Annotated in this window: 15 protein-coding genes; 13 read left to right on the forward strand and 2 right to left on the reverse strand. The window is 66.8% G+C overall.

The window, feature by feature from the left end:
- The first annotated feature begins 246 nt into the window (after positions 1–246).
- Complete coding sequence (locus J2X46_RS06175) at positions 247–801, forward strand: hypothetical protein (RefSeq protein ID WP_310248132.1); 555 nt, start codon at positions 247–249, stop codon at positions 799–801.
- Entirely contained in the window at positions 798–1,619 is an 822-nt protein-coding gene (locus tag J2X46_RS06180; protein ID WP_310248133.1) for a hypothetical protein, read from the forward strand. Before J2X46_RS06175 ends, J2X46_RS06180 begins: the two co-directional genes overlap by 4 nt.
- Positions 1,620–1,660: 41 nt before the next feature.
- Here J2X46_RS06180 and J2X46_RS06185 read toward each other — a convergent pair whose 3' ends face one another.
- Positions 1,661–1,996: a hypothetical protein gene (locus tag J2X46_RS06185; RefSeq protein WP_310248135.1), complete on the reverse strand. Its 336-nt coding sequence runs from the start codon at positions 1,994–1,996 to the stop codon at positions 1,661–1,663.
- Positions 1,997–2,343: 347 nt separating this feature from the next.
- On the opposite strand from J2X46_RS06185, the gene nrdR reads away from it, so the two are divergent.
- The 5 genes from nrdR to J2X46_RS06210 all read left to right on the forward strand — a co-directional run bounded on the left by nrdR (position 2,344) and on the right by J2X46_RS06210 (position 8,047).
- A complete protein-coding gene (gene nrdR, locus J2X46_RS06190) occupies positions 2,344–2,820 on the forward strand; it encodes a transcriptional regulator NrdR (protein ID WP_310248137.1) in 477 nt (158 codons plus the stop codon).
- A gap of 142 nt (positions 2,821–2,962) precedes the next feature.
- A complete protein-coding gene (locus J2X46_RS06195) occupies positions 2,963–5,827 on the forward strand; it encodes a vitamin B12-dependent ribonucleotide reductase (RefSeq protein ID WP_310248140.1) in 2,865 nt (954 codons plus the stop codon).
- 200 nt (positions 5,828–6,027) lie between these two features.
- Positions 6,028–6,615 (forward strand): hypothetical protein, encoded by a 588-nt coding sequence (locus J2X46_RS06200; protein ID WP_310248143.1) that lies wholly within the window; start codon positions 6,028–6,030, stop codon positions 6,613–6,615.
- 146 nt (positions 6,616–6,761) lie between these two features.
- Positions 6,762–7,016 (forward strand): helix-turn-helix transcriptional regulator, encoded by a 255-nt coding sequence (locus J2X46_RS06205; protein ID WP_310248145.1) that lies wholly within the window; start codon positions 6,762–6,764, stop codon positions 7,014–7,016.
- On the forward strand, positions 7,016–8,047 hold the full coding sequence (locus J2X46_RS06210; RefSeq protein ID WP_310248148.1) for a YDG/SRA domain-containing protein: 1,032 nt from the start codon (positions 7,016–7,018) through the stop codon (positions 8,045–8,047). The genes J2X46_RS06205 and J2X46_RS06210 overlap by 1 nt, the downstream gene beginning before the upstream one ends.
- A gap of 26 nt (positions 8,048–8,073) precedes the next feature.
- On the opposite strand, the gene J2X46_RS06215 is transcribed toward J2X46_RS06210, so the two are convergent.
- Positions 8,074–8,478: a (deoxy)nucleoside triphosphate pyrophosphohydrolase gene (locus J2X46_RS06215; protein WP_310248153.1), complete on the reverse strand. Its 405-nt coding sequence runs from the start codon at positions 8,476–8,478 to the stop codon at positions 8,074–8,076.
- Positions 8,479–8,780: 302 nt separating this feature from the next.
- Between J2X46_RS06215 and J2X46_RS06220 the strand changes: the two genes are divergently transcribed.
- The 6 genes from J2X46_RS06220 to J2X46_RS06245 are packed head-to-tail and all read left to right on the forward strand — an operon-like array spanning position 8,781 to position 22,511.
- A complete protein-coding gene (locus J2X46_RS06220; protein ID WP_310248154.1) occupies positions 8,781–13,961 on the forward strand; it encodes a DEAD/DEAH box helicase in 5,181 nt (1,726 codons plus the stop codon).
- Positions 13,958–16,759 (forward strand): helicase-related protein, encoded by a 2,802-nt coding sequence (locus J2X46_RS06225; protein ID WP_310248156.1) that lies wholly within the window; start codon positions 13,958–13,960, stop codon positions 16,757–16,759. Before J2X46_RS06220 ends, J2X46_RS06225 begins: the two co-directional genes overlap by 4 nt.
- Positions 16,759–20,670, forward strand: coding sequence for an Eco57I restriction-modification methylase domain-containing protein (locus tag J2X46_RS06230; protein WP_310248158.1), 3,912 nt, complete (start codon positions 16,759–16,761; stop codon positions 20,668–20,670). Before J2X46_RS06225 ends, J2X46_RS06230 begins: the two co-directional genes overlap by 1 nt.
- On the forward strand, positions 20,657–21,325 hold the full coding sequence (locus tag J2X46_RS06235; RefSeq protein WP_310248160.1) for a hypothetical protein: 669 nt from the start codon (positions 20,657–20,659) through the stop codon (positions 21,323–21,325). The genes J2X46_RS06230 and J2X46_RS06235 overlap by 14 nt, the downstream gene beginning before the upstream one ends.
- Entirely contained in the window at positions 21,322–21,789 is a 468-nt protein-coding gene (locus J2X46_RS06240) for a hypothetical protein (protein ID WP_310248162.1), read from the forward strand. The genes J2X46_RS06235 and J2X46_RS06240 overlap by 4 nt, the downstream gene beginning before the upstream one ends.
- A complete protein-coding gene (locus tag J2X46_RS06245; RefSeq protein ID WP_310248165.1) occupies positions 21,786–22,511 on the forward strand; it encodes a hypothetical protein in 726 nt (241 codons plus the stop codon). The genes J2X46_RS06240 and J2X46_RS06245 overlap by 4 nt, the downstream gene beginning before the upstream one ends.
- The last annotated feature ends 77 nt before the right edge of the window (positions 22,512–22,588 follow it).

Below are 22,588 nucleotides of genomic sequence, written 5' to 3' on the forward strand. Positions count from 1 at the left end.
CTCGAAACCCCACTCATAGGTGGTCGAGTAGCCCGCTCACGTCGGTGGTCGAGTAGCCCGCGAGGAACGAGCGGGCGTATCGAGACCCGTTCAGGTGGCGGCACATTGCCTGGGGCAGCCGAAGGTGGCGGCACACGACATCCCGAGCCGGCGTTTCGATGTCGTCCGCCGCCACCCCCCGCGATCGTTGTCCACAGGCTTTGCCTTCGGGGTGGTTGCACGCCTGTCCGAATGGGTAGTTTCACCGTGCTGACGTTGTTCTCGGGAAGGCACCTCATGCACGTACGCCGCGCACTCGCGCTCGCTGTCGCTGTACCCCTCCTCCTGGCGGGGTGCACCGACGAAGCTGAGCCAACGCCGAAGATGCCCGACCCGACGAGCTCGTCGTCCTCGCCTTCGCCCTCGGAGCTGGAGACGCCGGAGGCGGAGAGCGCGGAGGACTTTGTTCGCCGCTGGGTCGATGTCGACCGGGACATGCAGAACTCGGGAGATGTCGGCGCATACACCTCGATCTCCTCGAAGTGCAGGACGTGCATGTCGGTGGCGGAACGCGTTGAGGGCATATTCGGAGCTGGCGGGTTCGTGAAGACGAATGGGCTGACGATCCTTCGGATCGTTGATCAGTCCGGCGCTGAGGGGCGCAAAGTCTTCGACGTTCGAGTGCGATCCTCGCCCACCGTCTTCAAGGAGTCTGCGAATGCAAAGGAGCAGCGCCTTCCGGGCGGCACGGTCACCTATCGGATGCGCTTGACGTCGCGCGCCCCGTGGCAACTGGTTCAACTGACGCAGCTGGCGTCATGAACCGTTCCCTTCTCGCGGCGCTATTGACCGCATGGCTCGTCTTGACTGCGTGGGGCGCGTCTGGAGCTGCGGCCGGATCGGGCGAGGAAGACGGTCAAGAGTGCTACGAGGTCGTCAATTTCTACAGCGTCAAGATCCGGTGTGAGTACACCGGCTCCACCATCCAGGCCGCGCAGCAAGCGACACCGCATTCAAAGTGGGTGATCTATCAACTGTGCAAGGACGGCACATCTGGAGAGCCGGAGGCTTGTGCCAACCCACGAGTCTGCACGTCTGCAGGAGTTCCGGGAACGCTGTACGCGGTATTCCAAGATGGCCAGAGGTTGGGGCTGGCATGTCTTACTGCCGGCGAAGCCAGCGCAGTTGAGAACCCTCCAATACGGACGCTTGTCATCCAGGCATTCGAGGAACTGGATTGGCCAGCCTCGACGCTCGTGGTTCAACCGCCCAACGGACAGACGCTGGTCAACCTGGAGACGAACTTCTACACGAAGAACACCGCCGTTGCGGCTATCCCCGTTCAGCTGCTCGGTCGCAACGTGGTCGTCAGTGCGCGCCCGATCGCGTACCGCTGGAACTACGGCGACGGCACGTCGGAGACGACGACCAGTCCCGGAGCGCCGTACCCGGATCTCGACGTCGCCCATGTCTACGAGCAGACCGAGAAGGTCGCGGTCAGCGTCGACACGCAGTACGGAGCTGCCAGCTTCACGGTGGACGGCGGACCACCCGAGCAGATCCCGTCGACCATCTGGGTGGCCGGCGCCGAGAGCGACCTCGAGATCCTCGAGGCGCTCCCGCAGCTCGTCCTGGAGTAGTGCGGTCGTGGTGACGTGGATGTCACGTCACGAGAACCGCACTAACGAGCCGCGCGCTTGCCGCCGACCGGGCGGGGAGGCGCGTCGGCCGCCGGCGGCTCGGTGGTGATCCCGAGGACCCGCATCATCCGGGCGACCAGCAGCAGCCCGACGAAGAGGCAGGCGATGGCGCCGAGGCAGGCCAGGCCCATGAAGAGCCAGGCCGAGCTGCCGGAGCCCCCGCGGGCCGCCGTACCGAAGTCGATGGCGGCGTAGACGAGGTAGCCCCAGGCGACGATGCACACCGTGATCGCGGCGCCGATCAGCAGCGCCGCCTTGTTCACCTTCCGGGGCGCGGGAGCCGCCCGACGCGAGCCTGCTCTCTTCCCCGTGGACACGAACATCATTGTGGCCGATGTGGCCTGAGTGGGGGAGACGAACCGGCCAACAGAGACCCGCGACACGCCGCCCCGGAAGCCCGCGCAGCGCACTGACCTGCGGTTTTGGTGCGACACGAAAATTGACCCGGCGAACTCCCGCGTTCTCTTGCCAAGTCTTGTGGTCGGGACGTACGGTTACCACTACATCTAGTACTTACACGGATGTAGTTATCCCCAGCTAGTTCACATCGGATCGGGCTTCGCCCACACCTCTGAGCTAGTTATCCACAGGAACATCCCCGGCCGCCGCCCTGTTGAGAAGGGTGTACGAAGCGCGCCCTGAGCACGGCGAGAGGAGGACCAGCATGCACTGTCCCTACTGCAAGAACGAGGACACCAAGGTCCTCGACTCCCGCGTCGCCGACGACGGCGGTTCGATCCGCCGCCGTCGCACCTGCAGCGAGTGCGACCGCCGCTTCACCACGGTCGAGAAGATGCAGCTCACGGTGCTCAAGCGCTCCGGTGCGACCGAGCCGTTCAACCGCGACAAGGCGATCGCCGGCGTCCGCAAGGCCTGCAAGGGCCGCCCGGTCACCGACGCCCAGCTCGCCTGCCTCGGCCAGGAGGTCGAGGACGCCCTGCGCCTGAGCGGCCAGGCCGAGTTCGACGCCAACGACGTCGGTCTCGCCATCCTGGCGCCGCTGCGGGCCCTCGACGAGGTGGCGTACCTCCGCTTCGCGAGCGTCTATCGCGCCTTCGAGAGCGCGGACGACTTCGACGCCGAGATCAAGATGCTGCGGCTCGAGCGAGCCGCCGACGATCAGCCCGTCGCGTCGGGCTGACCCACATTCGGCCCGGCAGGTAGTGGGGAAGCTGCCTGCCGGGCTCACCAACGCTGCGGACTCGGTCCGCACAAGCAAGGCACCAGCAAGACCTGCCAGTCAGCGCAACCACCACCACACCAGTGATCCAAGAGGGGACACCATGACCGAGACGGCGAGCACGCGAGCCAAGGCCCAGCGCAAGGGCAAGGGCCTGACGCTGGAGCGCGTCTTCAGCACCGCGGGCACCCACCCCTACGACGCGATCACCTGGGAGCGTCGTGACGTCGTCCAGCAGAACTGGAAGACCGGCGAGACCGTCTTCGAGCAGCGCGGTGTGGAGTTCCCCGACTTCTGGAGCGTCAACGCCTCCACCATCGTCACCACCAAGTACTTCCGCGGCGCCGTCGGCACCGACGCCCGCGAGCGGAGCCTCAAGCAGCTCATCGACCGGGTCGTGAAGACGTACACCCAGGCCGGCATCGACCACGGCTACTTCGCCACCGACGCCGACGCCGAGACGTTCGAGCACGAGCTCACCTGGCTCCTGGTCAACCAGTACTTCTCGTTCAACAGCCCCGTGTGGTTCAACGTCGGCACCGCCTCGCCGCAGCAGGTCTCGGCCTGCTTCATCCTGAGCGTCGACGACTCGATGGACTCGATCCTCAACTGGTACAAGGAGGAGGGCTTCATCTTCAAGGGCGGCTCCGGTGCCGGCCTGAACCTCTCCCGCATCCGCTCGTCCAAGGAGCTCCTCAGCTCCGGTGGTACGGCATCGGGCCCCGTCTCCTTCATGCGCGGCGCCGACGCGTCCGCGGGCACCATCAAGTCGGGCGGCGCGACGCGTCGTGCGGCCAAGATGGTCGTCCTCGACGTCGACCACCCGGACATCGAGGAGTTCGTGATGACGAAGGCGAAGGAGGAGGACAAGATCCGCGCCCTCCGCGACGCCGGGTTCGACATGGACCTCGGTGGCGCCGACATCACCTCGGTCCAGTACCAGAACGCCAACAACTCCGTCCGCGTCAGCGACGAGTTCATGCGTGCGGTCGAGGACGGCACCGAGTTCGGCCTCCGCTCGCGCGGCACCGGCGAGGTCATCGAGACCGTCGACGCCCGCGACCTGTTCCGCAAGATCAGCGAAGCCGCCTGGGCCTGCGCCGACCCCGGCCTGCAGTACGACGACACGATCAACGACTGGCACACCAACCCCGAGACCGGCCGCATCACCGCGTCCAACCCGTGCTCGGAGTACATGTCGCTCGACAACTCGTCGTGCAACCTGGCGTCGCTCAACCTCCTGAAGTTCCTCAAGGAGGACGACACCTTCGACGCCGCCCTGTTCGCCAAGGCCGTCGAGTTCATCATCACCGCGATGGACATCTCGATCTGCTTCGCCGACTTCCCGACCGAGCCGATCGGCAAGACCACCGTCGACTACCGCCAGCTCGGCATCGGCTACGCCAACCTCGGCGCGCTGCTGATGGCGATGGGCCTCGGGTACGACTCGGAGGGTGGCCGCTCGATGGCTGCCGCGATCACCAGCCTCATGACCGGTACGTCGTACAAGCGCAGCGCCGAGCTCGCCGGCATTGTCGGCCCCTACGCCGGCTACGCCCGCAACGCCGACGCCCACAAGCGCGTGATGCGCAAGCACCAAGCGGCCAACGACGTCGTCCGCGTGCTGCACACCGAGGACGGCCGCGTGCACAAGCTGGCCACCAAGGCGTGGGCCGACGTGGTCAAGCTGGGCGACAAGAACGGCTTCCGCAACGCGCAGGCCTCCGTGCTCGCGCCCACCGGCACCATCGGCTTCATGATGGACTGCGACACCACCGGCATCGAGCCCGACTTCTCGCTGGTGAAGTTCAAGAAGCTCGTCGGCGGCGGCTCGATGCAGATCGTCAACCAGACGATCCCGCGGGCGCTGAAGAAGCTCGGCTACCAGGGTGAGCAGATCGAGGCGATCGTCGCCTACATCTCCGAGCACGGCCACGTGATCGACGCTCCCGGCCTGAAGACCGAGCACTACGAGGTCTTCGACACCGCGATGGGCGCCCGCTCGCTCAAGCCGATGGGCCACGTGCGGATGATGGCGGCCGCGCAGCCGTTCCTCTCCGGCGCGATCTCCAAGACGGTCAACCTGCCCGAGACGGCCACGGTCGAGGAGATCGAGGACGTCTACATGCAGTCCTGGAAGCTCGGCCTCAAGGCCACCGCGGTCTACCGCGACAACTGCAAGGTGGGCCAGCCCCTGGCCGACGCCAAGGCGAAGAAGGCCGACACCTCGTCGGTTGAGCCTGTCGAAACCACCAAGGTCGTGGAGAAGGTCGTCTACGCCCCGGTCCGCAAGCGCCTGCCGAAGTCGCGCGTCTCCCGCACCACGTCGTTCACCGTCGGTGGTGCCGAGGGCTACATGACCTCCGGCGCCCACGAGGACGGCCAGCTCGGAGAGGTCTTCCTCAAGCTCGGCAAGCAGGGCTCGACCCTGGCCGGCGTGATGGACGCCTTCTCGATCGCGGTGTCGATCGGCCTGCAGTACGGCGTCCCGCTGGAGACCTACGTCTCGAAGTTCACCAACCTGCGCTTCGAGCCCGCTGGCCTCACCGACGACCCGGACGTGCGGATGTCGCAGTCGATCATGGACTACATCTTCCGCCGCCTGGCCCTCGACTACCTCACCTTCGAGGAGCGGTCGATGCTCGGCATCTACTCCGCCGAGGAGCGCCAGCGCCACCTCGAGACCGGCTCCTACGAGCCGCTCGTGGAGGAGACCGGCAACGCGTCCGAGCTCGTCGAGGCATCCGCTCCGCCGGCTGAGCCTGTCGAAACCAAGGGCGCTGACGTGGTCGAGGCCGTCGAGGTCAAGGAGGCCCCGCAGGGCGTCCACACTTCCGCCGAGCTCCTGGAGAAGATCACCGGCACCGCCGTCGACTCCCCGCTCTGCATGACCTGCGGCACGAAGATGCGCCCGGCTGGCTCGTGCTACGTCTGCGAGGGCTGCGGCTCCACCAGCGGCTGCAGCTGACGACAGCGCCAGGAGGGCCAGGATCGCGCGATCCTGGCCCTCTTCTGCTGTCCTGCTGAGCAACGCTGTTGCAGCAACGTAGGTGGCGGGCGACGCTCTCTGCGTACCGTTCAATGCTCCACCTCGCCGAGTCGCGATGGTCGCCCACTCGAATCGCCCCAACGCCTGACGGCAGGCGCGGCTCCCCATAGGGTCCTGCCGTGAAGTACGAGCAGTGGACCGATGTTCCCGTGCCGATTTGGGCAGCAGAAGTGACGCCAGACGACCGCCCGGACGAGGTCGACGACCTCACCATGAGTCTGATGATGGCCAACCGAGGCGTCACCTATCGCGGAGTCAACCTCGACCGACTCCCCGTCATTCTGGAGCACGGAGTGGACGTGGAGCCCACCGACGCCATCATCTATTGCGGCCCCCTGGAGAAGGCATACGAGTACGGTCGCCTCCCCAAGGTGGTCATGGTCTATCGAACCGCGGACGAGCGCGGCGACGTGATCGTGCAACCAGCCGTGACGACCATTCACGACATCACCAGCCCTGCAGACGCCGCGTCCCGCCGCCGCAGCCACCCTCACGAGATGCAACGTGCGGAAGGCAGCCCCATCGTATTGTGCCGCGTTGCACCTGAGTCCGAGGCTCACTACGCGTACTACCGAGCCTACGGCCGCTTCATCCCGGGCGACCCGTGGGACGCTCTCATTGCCATCCTCGTTTTCGGCGACGCGGAGGCGCTGTCCGCGGCTCGCGCGGTCATCGAGACCCGTCGCCATCAATCCACGGTTCAGTAACTCGGTTTGTGGTCAGCCGGCGGCCGACCGTTGTCTGTTCGGAGCCTTGCCTTTCCTAGGCTCACGCGAGGGGTGGCCCACGAAGCCAATGACAAGAGAACATATATGTTCTCGTGGCGCCGTATGGACTCCACAAGGGTTGATGCGTGCCGAACACCAAGACCGGTTCTCACCGGCCGCTCCCGGAGTCCACAGCCAGATCCCTTGCCGCCGCGCTTCGAGCGCAACGGGAGTCGGCTGGACTCACGCAGGAGGATCTGGCAGGTAGGGCACATGTCTCGGTCCAGGTGGTGCGCCGGCTCGAGGCCGCCACGGCGAATCCGACACTCGGCACGCTGCACGCTGTCACGACGGCGCTCGACATCTCCTGGACCGATCTCCTCATCGAGGTCGCTGACTGATGGCCGACTACGTCTTCGGGGAACTGCCTGGCGAGCCCGTCGGGACGGTCTACTCGAACCGCGCGGCCGCCACGGTTGCTGGGGTTCATCAGGTCCGTCAGCAAGGAATCGCCGGAAATCGAACGGTTGGCTGCGCCTCGATCGTGCTCTCAGGCGGGTACGACACTGATGAGGACTACGGCCACGAGATCTTCTACACGGGTCGCGGCGGTCAAGATCCTGCCAACCCCCGAGGCCCCCATATCGCGGACCAGGACCTCTCATTGAGTGACAACGCGGCGCTCGTGACCAGTGGAGAGACAGGTAAGCCGCTTCGAATTGTCCGAGGTGCTGGTCACGACAGCCCGTTCTCGCCGGCATCTGGGTATCGCTACGACGGCCTCTACAAGGTGACGAAGCATTATCCGGTCAAGCACCCGATCGACGGCTTCACCCGGTGGATGTTCCACCTAGTGCAGCTCTCTCCCGATGAGGCCGCGAGGTACACGCCCGCGGAGAATCGCGAGGCAAACAGCGAGGCGTTCATTCGGCAAGGGCTGGGGTCGGGAGCCGGAGCAGGCGATGCGGCCAAGCTGTCTGCTCATCCTGTCGACCCGTTCGTCGATTCGCCCGTTCAGCTCGTGCTACCAGCGGGCAAGACCGATCCTGGAACGAAGGTCGTGGTCACTGAACGCGTCATCCGCGACACGAAGATCACAGCGGCCGTGAAGGCGATGTACGACAACACGTGTCAGGTGTGCGGCACGCGGCTCTCGACTAAGAGCGGCCACTACTCTGAGGGCGCTCACGTGCGGCCACTGGGAAAGCCCCACCACGGGCCGGACGTCATGAGCAACATTCTTTGTCTGTGCCCTAACCACCACGCTGCCTTCGACAAGGGCGGCCTGTTCGTGGACAGCGACTTACAGGTCCGCGACCAGACTGGCGCGGTCATCGGAGCGCTTCGCTTACACGGCGATCACGAGTTGGATGTCAACAACCTCAGCTACCACCGAACTCACCACGAGCTTGAGGTGCCTGGGACTTACTGAACCTGGTCGAACGACCCTTGGACGTCCTAACCTTCCCTGAGTAGTCGCCGAGCGACCCTCTTCACTGCCGGCACGTCCGCTGGCGCCCACGTCAAAGTAGCGAGCTCCTGGGGTCGCGCCCAGAGGTCTCTCGCGTGCTCCGTGATGCAGGGGTCCGCGTCGTCGAGTTGGCAGTAGTAGGTCGTCAGCTTCACGGTGCCAAATTGGTACTCATGAGCGGTTGTGGTGACCTCTTCGCCGACGATGACGCGGCAGAGCAACTCCTCCTTGATCTCACGGATAAGGGCTTCCGTGTCTCCTTCGCCAGGCTCGACCTTCCCTCCGGGGAACTCCCACATCCCAGCTAGCGTTCCGCTTGGTCCGCGCTGCACGCAATAGACCAGTCCGTCACGGATTATCACAGCGCCGACCACATCAATCGTTCGGTTCACGGCTACAGCTTGCCGGGCGACCTTGGGACGAGCGCTGGCGATACGGGCCGTGTACTGCTGGCCGTGGGTTACTCGAGGACGCCGTTGCTCTGCTCGCGAGATCGGCACGAATGGGTCGTGCAGCAGGGCCGGTGTCGTCAGCGGGTCCACCCCAAGGGGTAGCCACGCCAGTCTTCCCCCCAGGCCTCCCCTTGGCGGCTGGCGCCGCGATCACCCGATCCCCCGACAAGCCGCCGAGTTGCTGACTATGGTGACAAGCGGCGACCAGAAGCTGGCCGCACTCGTCACGGGGAGGTTGGGCTGTGGACGTCTTCGACGTTCGTGAGCGTCTGGTCGACGACTACAAGGCGTTCACGACCTCCTTCGTGGAGGTCCACGACGAGCGCCTCAAGCAGCACGTCTCCGACCAGCTGGAGCGCGGCGATCAGTGGCCCGAGCCCTGGCTATCCCTCAACCCCGCATTCGCCACCGCGGGAAGCATCGGCGAGCTGGTCGGCGGGGGACTGCTGCATCCCGAGTGCGAGCGCATCTTCAGGGTCAAGCACGACATCGACGACGCCGGCTCAACAGCTCTCACGCTCCACCAGCACCAGCGCGAGGCCATCGAAGCCGCCGCGACGGGCAAGAGCTACGTGCTTACCACCGGCACGGGTTCGGGCAAGTCGCTCGCCTACATCATCCCGATCGTGAACCGCGTCCTCAGCCAGCCGAGGACGCCGGGGGTCAAGGCCATCGTCGTCTATCCGATGAACGCTCTGGCCAACAGCCAGCGAGGCGAGCTCGAGAAGTTCCTGACCTTCGGTTACGGAGAGGGCAAGGAGCCCGTGACGTTCGCTCGCTACACCGGACAGGAGAAGCCGGAGGATCGCGAGAAGATCCTCAAGAACCCCCCGGACATCCTGCTCACCAACTACGTGATGCTCGAGCTGGTCCTCACCCGCCCCGAGGAGCGCAGGAAGCTCATGAAGGCCGCCCAGGGCCTGCAGTTCCTCGTCCTCGACGAGCTTCACACCTACCGAGGCCGTCAGGGTGCCGACGTCGCGATGCTCGTGCGCCGGGTCCGCGAGGCTTGCGAGGCTCCGGACGTCCAGTGCATCGGGACCTCAGCGACGATGGCGTCCGGAGGGTCCGTCGCGGATCAGAAGGCCAAGGTCGCTGAGGTCGCAACCCGGCTGTTCGGGTCCGAGGTCACTCCTGAGCGCGTCATAGGCGAGACGCTGTCGCGCGCCACTGACGAGCTCGGCGACGCGTCCGCGTTGCGCAGTTGCATCAACGCCCCGGTGCCGCAGGAGTACGACGACCTGAGGGCGTGGCCGCTCTCGAGCTGGATCGAGTCCACCTTCGGGCTCGACCACGAGCCGGACACGGGGATGCTGGTGCGGCAGCGTCCGCAGAAGGTGATGGAGCACGCCGCGCCGCGCCTCGCAGACCTCACCGACACCACGGTCGACGAGTGCGAGTCGGCCATCAGGGCCACGCTGCTGGCTGGTTCCCGCGCCCGACACTCACGCACGAACAGACCGCTCTTCGCTTTCCGCCTGCACCAGTTCTTCTCCAAGGGGGACTCGGTCTACGTCACGTTGGAGGACGAGAAGAAGCGCACGGTGACCTCCACCTATCAGGTCGCTGCCCCCAACCACCCGGACAAGCTGCTCTTCCCCCTGGCCTTCTGTCGCGAGTGCGGACAGGAGTACGTCGACGTCTCCAAGCGGGAACGGCACGGTGAGGTGGTCTTCCGGCCGCGAGATGACCGAGACGCCAGTGGCGGCGACCGCTTCGACGGCTACTTGTTCATCTCCACCGATCTCGCCTGGCCCGAGGACCACCTCATCGAGAGCCGGCTCCCGGACTCGTGGGTGCAGGACGGCGAGGTGGTCAAGAACCGCCGCGACTACCTCCCGCAACGGCTGTACATTGACCCCTCCGGCAACAAGGTGTCCGAGGGTGAAAGCATCCTGGCGGCATTCATTCGGTCGCCCTTCCTCTTCTGTCTGCGCTGCGGTGTCAGCTATGAGTCGACTCGCGGCAACGACTACTCCAAGCTCGCCACGCTCGACCGCGAGGGCCGCAGCTCGGCGGTCAGCATCCTGAGCGAGAGCATCGTCCGCTCCCTGCGCAAAGCCGACCTGCCCGACGAGGCGCGCAAGCTGTTGACGTTCGTCGACAACCGTCAGGACGCCAGCCTCCAGGCAGGACACTTCAACGACTTCATCCAGGTCGTCCAGCTCCGTGGTGCGCTGTATCGCGCGGCGGAGGCGGCTGGGGACAACGGCCTCGACCACGAAGATGTCGCCCAGCTGACCGTCAAGGCGCTGGCGACGCCGTTCGAGGAGTACGCCGCCAGCCCCGACGCGAAGTACCAAGCCCGTGCCCATGCGGAGCGCGCCTTCCGCAACCTGGTCGAGTACCGGCTCTACTCCGACATCCAGCCGGGTCGACGGATCACGCTGCCCAATCTCGAGCAGACCGGTCTGCTCCAGATCGGCTACGCCTCCTTGGCCGAGATCGCGGCAGATCGCGAACTGTGGGAGAACGCCTTCGATCCGCTGCGCGACGCCGCCGCCGGACACCGTGAGGAGCTGTGCCGCATCGTGCTCGACGAGCTGCGCCGAGCACTCGCCGTGGATGTCGACTGCCTCACCGAAGAAGGCTTCGACCGCATCAGGCGTCAGTCCCGCCAGCACCTCGTGGGTCACTGGCGGCTGTCGTCCCGCGAGTTGATGCCGCCCGTCGGCCTCGCATTCGCCCAATCACAGGGGAACCGCAAGCGCGGGATGGGCATGCTGTTCCTTTCCGGTCGATCCGGGCTGGGGCAGTATCTGTGCCGCCCGGGCCGTTTCCCCCGTTATGACGACCTGATCAAGTCCGACGACGCGCAACGCATCATCTCCGACATCCTCCGCACGCTGGAGCGGGCTGGCCTTCTCACCGTTGTCATCCCCGACGCCGACGGCGGACCCGCCTACCGCCTCAAGGCAAGCGCCCTGCGTTGGCGCCCTGGCACCGGCGAGCACGCCGCGCCCGATCCGCTGCGCAAGAACGTCAAGCCAGACGTGGGCGCCAAGATCAACGTGTTCTTCCGCGACCTCTACAAGGACGCGGCGGCGGAGCTAACCGGCCTTCACGCAGCAGAGCACACGGCCCAGGTGAGCCCAGCCGAGCGCGAGCAGCGCGAAGAGGCCTTCCGTGAGGGCTCCCTTCCGCTGCTCTACTGCTCGCCGACCATGGAGCTCGGTGTCGACATCTCCAGCCTCAACGCGGTGGGGCTGCGCAACGTCCCGCCGACGCCGGCCAACTACGCGCAACGCAGCGGTCGAGCCGGCCGGTCCGGGCAACCGGCCCTGGTTGCCACCTACTGCGCCACCGGCAACTCCCACGACCAGTACTACTTCCGCCGGTCGGACCAGATGGTCGCCGGATCGGTCATCGCACCCCGGTTGGACCTGGCCAACGAAGCGTTGGTGCGTAGCCACCTGCATGCCATGTGGCTCGTCGAGACCGGCGTGGACCTCGAGTCCCGCATGACCCAGCTCCTGGACATGGACGGTGACGAGCCGACGCTGGCGATCCGGGCGGACAAGGCTCTGGCGTTGGCAGATCCCGACGCCGTACGTCGCGCGGTGGCCAGTGCATCCGCGCTGATGAAGCCGCTCGAGCCTGAGCTGACGCAGGCGCCGTGGTGGCACGACGGGTGGCTCACCGAGACGATCGAGGGGGCTTACACCGCGTTCAACGCGGCCTGCAACCGCTGGCGCCAGCTCTACCGCGCCGCGCTGGCCGACCGCGAAGAGCAGCACCGACTGGTCGGCCAGCCGCACCTCAACCACTATGAGCGCAACGCCGCGAAGGCACGCCGCAACGAGGCCGAAAACCAGCTCCGTCTGCTGATGAACCAGAACGACGAGAGCGGTCACTCCGACTTTTACACCTACCGCTACTTCGCCTCCGAGGGCTTCCTGCCCGGCTACTCCTTCCCGCGGCTCCCGCTGGCTGCCTACATCCCTGCGGTGCGGCAAGGCTCTGACACTCGGGACGGCGGTGACTACCTGCAGCGCCCGCGCTTCCTGGCAATCAGCGAGTTCGGGCCGCGAGCGCTGATCTATCACGAGGGCGCGCGCTACGAAGTGACCCGCGTGCAGATCCCGATGGCCCACGGCCAGGGGGTGGGGTCAGTCGACCTCCAGGAGGCGCGGCGCTGTGAGTCGTGCGGCTACCACCACGACCGGCAGCCGGGCCTCGACGTCTGCGAGAACTGCGGCGTCGAGCTGGCCCCGCCGGTGCCTGGTCTGATGCGCATGCAGACCGTCTTCACCCGTCGCCGCGAGCGGATCTCCAGTGACGAGGAGGAGCGTCGCCGAGCGGGGTTCGAGATCGAGACGTCCTACCGCTTCAGCGTGCATGGTCAACGAGTGGGCCGCACCGCCGCAGAGGTCCTCGATGCCGAGGGCTCGTTCCTCGCCGACCTGACGTACGGCGACACGGCGAGCGTGCGACGTACGAACCTGGGTCTCCGCCGCCGCAAGGACCCCAGCGACCGCGGCTTCTGGCTCGATACCGTCAGCGGCAAGTGGCTCACTGAGCGGGACGCCGCGGATGCCTTCGGGTCCGGCGACGACGGCGACCTGGATGACGCAGCCCAGGTGAAGACCAAGCAGAAGGTCATCCCCTACGTCTTCGACACGCGCAACATCCTCGTGCTGCGCCCGGGACACCGAGTGAACGAGCAGGTGGAGGCGAGTCTGCGCGCCGCCCTGGAGCGCGGCATCGAAGCGGCCTTCCAGCTGGAGGACTCGGAGCTTTCGGGGGAGAGGCTCCCAGACGACGACGAGCGGGGGCGCATGCTCTTCAATGAGTCGGCTGAGGGGGGCGCGGGCGTCCTTCGCCGCCTGGTGATGGAGCCCGACGCCCTTGCGCTGGCCGCCCGGAAGGCACTCGAGATCGCCCACTTCCACCCCGACACCGGCGAGGACCTCGGCCACGCCCCTGGGGCCTCGGAGCAGTGCGTGCGTGGCTGCTACGACTGCCTCCTTGCCTACGGCAACCAGCTCGAGCACGAGCTCATCGACCGGCACTCCGTGCGCGACCTGCTGCTCGAGCTGGCCCGCTCCACCACGCACCTGGTCGACGCGAAGCAGGAGGCGATGCCCGCCGACGGCGACGCGCTGGTCGCTGGAGCTGCCACCGCGGTTCAGCGGCAGCTCGTGCAGTTGCTGCGTGACGGCGGATACGCCCTACCCACTGGCGTCAACGAGCAGGTGCCGGACGCTCGAGCACGTCCGGATCTTGTGTTCCGCTCGACGAGCCCCGTCGCGGTGTTCATCCGTGACGACGGCGCGACCGACCCAGAGCGTGACGAGAGCGCCGAGGACCGGCTGATGGACCTCGGTTGGGACGTGATCACCTTGGGTTCGCCGGACGAGTGGACTGCAACCATTGCGAAGCGCACCGATGTCTTCGGTGCGGGAAGGACCTCACCCCAGTGACGTTTCAAGCCGGAAGCCTGGTCGCCGCCCGTGGACGTGAGTGGGTCGTCCTCCCCGAGAGCACCGACGACTTCTTGGTGCTGCGCCCGCTCGGTGGCACCGAGGACGACGTCGCAGCGGTCCTGCCAGCGGTCGAGCGCGTCACGCCTGCAGCCTTCTCGCCGCCGAGTCCAGATGATCTCGGCGACCAGACCAGTGCAGGGTTGCTCCGCAGTGCCCTGCAGATCGGGTTCCGCTCGACGACCGGCCCCTTCCGCAGCCTGGCCGGACTCGCGGTCGAGCCCCGGTCCTACCAGCTGGTGCCCCTGCTCATGGCGATGCGACAGGAGACGGTGCGGCTGCTGATCAGCGACGACGTGGGCATCGGCAAGACGATCGAGGCCGGGATGATCGCGGCCGAGCTGCTCGCTCTCGGCGAGGCGCGAGCGATGACCGTGTTGTGCAGCCCGGCGCTGGCCGAGCAGTGGCGGTCGGAGCTCCGGGAGAAGTTCGGCCTGGAGGCCGAGCTGGTGCTCTCCAGCACCGTGCGACGTCTCGAGCGGGGCCTGATCGGCGACGAGACCATCTTCCAGCGCTACCCCGTGACCGTGGTCTCGACCGACTTCATCAAGTCCGACCGCCGTCGACACGAGTTCATCCGCACCTGCCCTGACCTCGTCGTGATCGACGAGGTGCACACCGCCGTCGCCGGAGGTGGTCCGGGCGGCCGGGCTCGCCACCAGCGCTACGAGCTGGTCAAGGCGCTGGCCGAGGATCCCGCCCGCCACCTCATCCTCATGTCCGCCACGCCTCACAGCGGCGACGAGGAGGCGTTCCGCAACCTGCTCGGTCTACTTGATCCCCGTCTGGCGACGGTCGACCTCGAGCGCACCGAAGGCAGATCACTGCTGGCGCGGCACTTCGTCCAGCGCCGCCGTGCCGACATCCGCAAGTATCTCGACGAGGAGACGCCCTTCCCGCAAGATCGTGAGACCCGCGAGCAGCCCTACGTGCTCAGCAAGACCTACCGCGCCGTGTTCGAGGACGTCCTCGACTATGCGCGAGGCTCCGTCCGCACCGAGGGCTCCGCAGCGGAGAAGCGGGTGTCGTACTGGTCGGCCCTGGCCCTGCTGCGTGCGTTGGCATCCTCGCCCCGAGCGGCGATCCAGACACTGAGCACTCGCGCGGCGCGGGTGGCGACGGTCGAGGAGGCAGACCTCATCGGACGCTCCGTGGTCCTGGACCAGTCCGACGATGAGGCCACCGAGGCCGCGGACGCGACACCAGCTGCCGATGACACCGAGCAGGGCAGCAGCGAGCAGCGTCGCCTCCGCGCTCTGCTCAAGGCAGCCGAGGCACTCGAGACCAAGGACGACGCCAAGCTCACCGTCCTCACCAAGCAGGTGAAGGAGCTGCTCAAGGACGGCTTCCCCCCGATCGTCTTCTGCCGGTTCATCGACACCGCGGAGTACGTCGGTGAGCACCTGGCCAAGGCTCTGCGGGGCACCACGGTGGCCGTGGTCACTGGCACCCTCCCGCCCGAGGAGCGAACGGCCCGCATCGCCGAGCTGGGCGAGGTCGAGGGCGACCGCGTGCTCGTCGCGACCGACTGCCTGTCCGAGGGCGTCAACCTGCAGGAACAGTTCCAGGCCGTGGTGCACTACGACCTGGCGTGGAACCCGACGCGCCACGAGCAGCGCGAAGGCCGTGTGGACCGGTTCGGACAGAAGGCCAAGAAGGTCCGCGCCATCACGGTCTTCGGCAGCGACAACCAGATCGACGGGCTGGTGCTCGACGTGCTGCTGCGCAAGCACGAGGCGATCCGTAAGGCCACCGGTGTCTCGGTGCCAGTGCCCGACAACAACCAGGCCGTCGTCGAGGCGTTAATGGAGGGGCTGCTGCTGCGGGGACATGACTCGGTCCAGGAGACGCTCGAGCTCGGTCTCGACGCCAAGGCCGCCGAGCTCGCCCGCGACTGGGAGAGCGCCGCGGAGCGCGAGCGTCAGTCTCAGACGAAGTACGCCCAGCACGCGATCCACCCCGAGGAGGTCGCCCGCGAGGTAGAGGCACTGCGCGCCGGCCTGGGCACCCGCGCTGATGTGGAGTCGTTCGTCGAGTCGTCTCTTCGCGCCTTCGGATCGACCGTGCGGGCCACCGACACCGGATTCACTGCAACCTTGGGCACGTTGCCCGTGGGCCTGCGCGACGCGATTCCCCCGGACCGGATCGACCCACTGCCCTTCCAACGGGACTTCCCGGTGGGTCGGCACGAGGCGTTGCTTCATCGCAGCGACCTCACCACCGCGGCGATCGCGGGCCACGTTCTCGAGGCGGCCCTCGACCCGACGATGCCGACCGAGCTGCGCCCGGCGCGTCGATGCGCCGTCGTGCGAACCTCCTCGGTGTCGACACGGACGACACTGCTCCTGGTGCGCTACCGCTTCCACCTCAGCCTGCCCTCCCGAAGCGGAGAGCGGACCATGGTGGCCGAGGACGCCGCCCTGCTCGCGTTCGAGGGTGGCAGCAGCGACCCACGCTGGCTGGAGGATGAGGACGTGAGTCGTTTGCTAGACGCGCGGGCCTCAGGCAACGTGTCACCCGAGCAGGCTCGGAGCTTCATCTCTCGCGTGCTCGATCGTGTCGACGACTTGACCCCCCACCTCGACGACCACGGCGACCTGCTCGCCGAGCGGACTGTTGAGTCCCACCGCCGCGTGCGTCAGGCGGCGGGCGAGATCCGACGGGGGCTGTCGGTCAAGGTGGAGCGCCCGGCCGACGTGCTCGGTGTCTACGTCTACGTGCCTGAGGTGGGTGCCTAATGAGCCAGTCGTCGTACGTCGGTGTCCGGATCGAGGGCGGGTTGCTGCCTGCGGGGTTGCTGTCGCGGCTGGCGACCTCCCGGACGCCGGTGGCGGGGTACGACTCCCAGGACTACGGCTTGGCGGCGGGGGAGTCGGTCCGGGAGGCAGCGAACCGGGTCTGGGCCTATCTGCGGACTGCGTGGGTGGGTTACCGCGATGCTTTGGAACGGCTGCCGGAGTCGGACCGTGGCACGACCCTGACGCGGGATCGGTGGTTGCAGATCCTGCTCGACCAGCTGGGGTATGGCCGGGTCGCGCCGACACCTGCGGGTGGCATCACCGTGGACGGCAAGAGCTTCCCGGTGTCCCATCTGTGGGGACCTGTGCCGATCCACCTCCTGGGGGCGCGTATCGAGTTGGATCGGCTGACTGCGGGAGCAGCGGGCGCGGCCCGGCAGGCGCCGCAGTCGCTGGTGCAGGAGCTGCTCAACCGCTCCGAGGAGCACCTGTGGGCGATCCTGTCCAACGGGTCGATCTTCCGGGTGCTCCGCGACTCGACGTCACTCGTGGGCAGCGCCTATGTCGAGTTCGACCTCGAAGCGATCTTCGACGGGGAGCTCTTCAGCGACTTCCTGATGCTCTTCACGCTCTGTCACGCCACCCGGCTCGAGGTGCGCGACCCCGAGATCGGTGCCGCGTCGTGTCGCTTGGAGCAGTGGCGCGGCATGGCGGTCGAGGACGGCTCGCGGGCTCTGGACCAGCTGCGCGAGGGAGTCGTGCAGGCCCTGCAGGGCCTGGGCACGGGATTCCTGGCACATCCCGACAACGGCGACCTGCGGCACCGTGTCGAAGCGGGCGAGCTGTCGCTGGACGACTACAACCATGCGCTGCTGCGAGTGGTCTACCGCCTGTTGTTCTCCTTCGTCGCCGAGGACCGTGGCGCCCTGCTGTCCCCGGACGCCGCCCCGCATGCCCGGGAGCGGTACGCGCAGTACTTCTCCACCGACCGGCTGCGGCGCACAGCACGTCGGCGCCGCGGCGGCCGCCACGGGGACCGCTGGCAGTCCCTGCTGCTGGTGTGGCGGGCGTTGGGATCGCCCGAGGGTCTGCCCGACCTGGGCATCGTCGGTATCGGTGGGCTCTTTGAGGCCGGGGACCTGGACTTCCTCGGTGACGCGAGCCTGTCCAACGAAGCGCTGCTGGGCGCTGTGCGCGCGCTGTCGGTAATCCGGGAGCGGGGCTCTGGCCAGGCCCAGGTCGTCAACTATCGCGACCTAGACGCCGAGGAGCTCGGATCAATCTACGAGGCACTCCTGGAATACGTCCCTTCCTGGGACGGTGCTCGTCGCGCCTACACGCTCGGCACGGCGGCGGGCAGTGCCCGCAAGACGACGGGCTCGTACTACACGCCGACCTCGTTGATCGAGTCGCTGCTCGACACCGCCCTCGACCCGGTGCTGGACGCTGCGGAGAAGCGGGGAGCGGAGACGGGTGACCCGGTCGCGGAGCTGCTGGCCGTGACCGTGGTGGACCCGGCCTGCGGTTCGGGCCACTTCCTGGTGGGCGCGGCCCGCCGCATTGCGAAGCGGGTGGCGGCCGCCCGGACCGGCGATCCTGAGCCGCCTCCGGAGCAGGTGCGCGCTGCCCTGCGTGAGGTCGTCGGACGCTGCATCTACGGGGTGGACCTCAACCCGCTGGCAGCCGAGCTGGCCAAGGTGTCGCTGTGGTTGGACGCCATGGAGCCAGGCAAGCCCTTGACCTTCCTCGATGCCCAGGTCAAGGTCGGCAACGCGCTCGTGGGTGCGACGCCGAAGCTGCTCGTTGGTGGGCTTCCGCAGGAGGCATTCAAGCCGATCGAGGGCGACGACAAGAAGACCGTTGCCTCACTGGCCAAGCGCAACAAGCAGGAGGCCGGCGGCCAGGGCAGCCTGTTCGGCGCCGAGGAACCACGCTCCTCCAATGCGGAGCTGATCAACGCCGCGGAGGGCCTGGTCGGGGCGGGGCTGTCGCTGGGCGACATCCACGTCCAGCAACAGCGGCTCAAGCAGTACGCCGATTCCGGCGCCTACCGCGCCGCGAAGCTCCACGCCGACGCGTGGTGTGCCGCGTTCGTGTGGCCGCGCACCCCCACGGGTGTCGCCTGCCCCACGACCGCCACGCTGCAGTCGATGGCCGAGGAGCCGGCCAAGTGGCTCGGACCCGACCGGTCGCCCCAGGCGGCCGCGATCGTGGCCGAGGTCGAGCGTCTCGCCGCGGAGTACCGCTTCTTCCACTGGCACCTGGAGTTCCCCCACCTCTTCCCGACAGAACGCCCTGAGCCGAAGGGCGATGTCCGCGCGCACGCCATCAACGACGTCACCGGCTGGTACGGCGGCTTCGACGCGGTGTTGGGCAATCCGCCGTGGGAGCGGGTCAAGCTGCAGGAACAGGAGTTCTTCGCCGTCCGAGACCCGCAGATCGCACAGGCTCCCAACGCCGCCGCGCGGAAGCGACTCATCGCGAAACTGACCGACGACAACCCTGGCCTGCACCTCGATTTCCTGGCTGCGAAGAGACGGGCGGAAGGTGAGTCGCATGTGCTCCGCAACTCAGGACGCTTCCCGCTGACCGGGCGGGGGGACATCAACACCTACGCCGTGTTTGCCGAGCTGGACCGGACCGTCCTGGGCGAGGACGGGCGGCTGGGGGTCATCTTGCCCACCGGCATCGCCACGGACGCAACGACCCAGTACTTCTTCCGCGACCTGGTGGAGCGTGGGTCACTCGCCAGCCTCTATGACTTCGAGAACCGCAAGCCGCTCTTCGAGGGCGTGGACAGTCGCTTCAAGTTCTGCCTGCTGACCCTGGCCGGCCGTGCGCACCGGGAGGACGCGGCGCGCTTCGCGTTCTTCCTGCACGACCCGGTCGACCTCGCGAAGGAGGACGTGCAGTTCGCCCTCACGCCCGAAGAAATCACGTTGCTCAACCCCAACACCGGGACCTGTCCGGTATTCAGGTCGCGTCGGGACGCCGAGATCACCCTCGGCATCCATCGCCGCGTGCCGGTGCTCATCAACGAAAACGACCCGGTCAACGGCAACCCTTGGGGCATCAAGTTCATGACGATGTTCCACATGTCGAACGACTCGCACCTCTTCCACACCCGCGACGAACTGGAAGCGGACGGCTGGGTGCTCGCCGGCAACGTCTTCGAGCGAGGGTCGGGTGACGCCGTCGAGCGGATGCTTCCTCTCTACGAGGCCAAGATGATTCACCACTACGACACCCGCTGGGCCACATATGAACGGGATGGTTCTACTCGTAATGTGACGCCGGAGGAGAAACGCGATCCCAAGTTCCACGTCATGCCGCGGTATTGGGTCCGCGAGGAAGAGGTGGACGCCAAACTCAACGACAGGTGGTACAACGACTGGATGTTGGGCTGGCGAGATATAGCGCGTGCCACGGATGAGCGCACATTTATCGCGACCCAGCTGCCCCGCTTAGCGTTCAATCACAAGATCCTCTTGGCGATGCCCGAACTTGGGCGACAGGAACTGCAGGCAGCTTGGACCTCTCTCGTATTCGACTTCGCTGCGCGTCAGAAGATGGGCGGCACCTCTATGGGCTACTTCATCGTCAACCAGTTGCCAATGCTCAGTCGTGAGCAGGTCGCCCCGTTCGGCTCGTGGATAGCCGAACGAGTGGATCAGCTCAACAGTCAACGTCTGGACCCCGCCGCCAACTCCCAGCTCCGCGCGGAGCTCGATGGTCTGATGTTCCACCTCTACGGGGTTGGGCGCGAAGACGTCGACTACATCCTTGAGACCTTTCCCATCATCAAGAGGAAGGACGTTGCTGCGTTCGGTGAGTTCCGTACCAAGAGGCTGATCCTCGAGGCTTACGACCGATTGGCCGCCGAGGGGACGATCAGCGGTGATCGACGCTGATGTGGTTGCGTCGATCCTGAGGTCGGCGCAGGGGCGGGCGGACGCCGAGGGATCGGCGTACGTCAAGGGCGCCCACCTTGACGCCGAGCAGCTCGACCGACTGGCGCACGCAACGCTTGCCTTCCTCCGCACCCGCCCCGCGTCCCCTTCCACGACGCCCGGGTGGACCCAGATCGCCCCGTCCCAACTCGGGGTGCTGCCTTGGTGGTCGGAGCTCCTCGGCCTGGACACGCACGAGGAGCGTCGGCGATTCCGCCCACTCCGAACCCTGATGTTCGACCGTCTGGAGGAGCTGGGGCACGTCTCCAAGCCTCCCGGCACAGGAAAGTCGCTTCACTTGGCGCCGGAGGGAGAGACCTTCAGTCACAGGATGCTGGTCGAGCGCGTTGAGGAGCTGGTGCAACGTGTTGAAGTCCTGGGAGTCGCCGCGCCCGACCTGCACGGCATCCTGCTCGCACTGGAGCCCCTGGGTGCGCTCCGCGCAGTCGTGATGGCGAAATCAGCCGGACCGACGTTCGTCGCGCTGAACAAGCTAGGCCGCCTTGATCTGACTCTCGAGGCCGACCTGTTGACCTGGCCGTCCGGCGTACCCAGCGACGTACTCCAGCAAGCCCAGGACCGACTTGCGTTCTTCGGATACCAGGAGGGGTCATGAGGTACTGGCTCTACAAATGCAACACCGCGGGCGGCCCGGCCGGATATTGGGGCGACTGGTTGAGCATGGTTTTCCACAAGGCGACGCCCACCGAGTGGGGCGGGCACTATGCGACGCGCTCAACGCAGGCGAGGGCGGCTCTCGAGAACGACGTGTCTGTTGGCGACGTTGTCGTCGCGTACCAGACCGATGAGCAGGCAATCGTGGGGTTCTGCGTGATCGCGAAGGTCGCCGGCCCGGCGGGCGACCGAAAGCTCTTCCTCCAGCCTGTAGAACGTCTGTCAGCACCCTTCAAGATTCACGAACAGAAGGCTGGAACCTCGCTGGCGTCGTCCTGGGCTGTACGCGGTCCGGTCATGCTCGCCGAGCTGTCCAAGGAGAACGTCGAAGACATTCTCGCGCTCACCGGAGCACCGAGGCGCATCCTGCAGGGCAGGCCGGCGCGAGGCGGGTACAGGCCATGAGTGCGCGACTCGAGCCACCCGATCACGCGGTCCGTCGAACCCTGAAGACCTTCCTGGATGCCGACCATAGTCGTCTAGGCGACGTGTATCGCCTGTCCGAGCAGGGGCTCGCGGCGCACCAGATCGCCTCCGAGCTCGGGGTGGGCTCCAGTGGGTTCGTCTCCAACTACCGCGCCATCATCCGCGCCCTCCTGGACGGCCAGCTCCCTACCGGTCCGTCCATGGCGAGACAAGTCACCTCCGCAGTCAACAGGATCGCGGGGGACGGTCGGATCGGCTCGAACGCGCGTGCCTACCTGTTGCAGCTCTTGGAGGCTTTGGCCGAGGTTGCGGGCGGGCAGTCCCGTCAGCAGGTTAGTCAGCGTCGTACTCCGCCTGCGTCGCCTCCTGCTCCGGGATCGAATGCACGAGAACACTCGCTGCGGGACCAAGTGGCGGACGAGTTGCGCCGTCGGACTCGGGAAGTGGTGGCGGGGATCTCGGGTCAAACCGACATCGAGCCGGATGACTACAACGCGGTCGTCGCGGCAGAATCGCCGCTCGATGCGTTGCACCGACTGCTGCAAGACCTGGCCACCAGCCGAACGACTCGAAGCCTCCATGCCGCAGGCCGACTGGAGCTCAGCCTCGAGGCCGCCGTCCTTGGATGGACTGACCTTCCCCTCACCGCAGACCTCATCGAGGCCGCCCGTGGGCGGTTGGACTACTGGAGGACCTCGTAAGTGGGCCCGACGCTCTCGCTGAACCACAAGAGCCGACCCTGGTCTCGGTCCTCGCCCTTCAACGCCAGGTCTGGTTC

It is taken from the genome of Nocardioides sp. BE266 (assembly GCF_031457855.1).
Lineage (GTDB): Bacteria > Actinomycetota > Actinomycetes > Propionibacteriales > Nocardioidaceae > Nocardioides.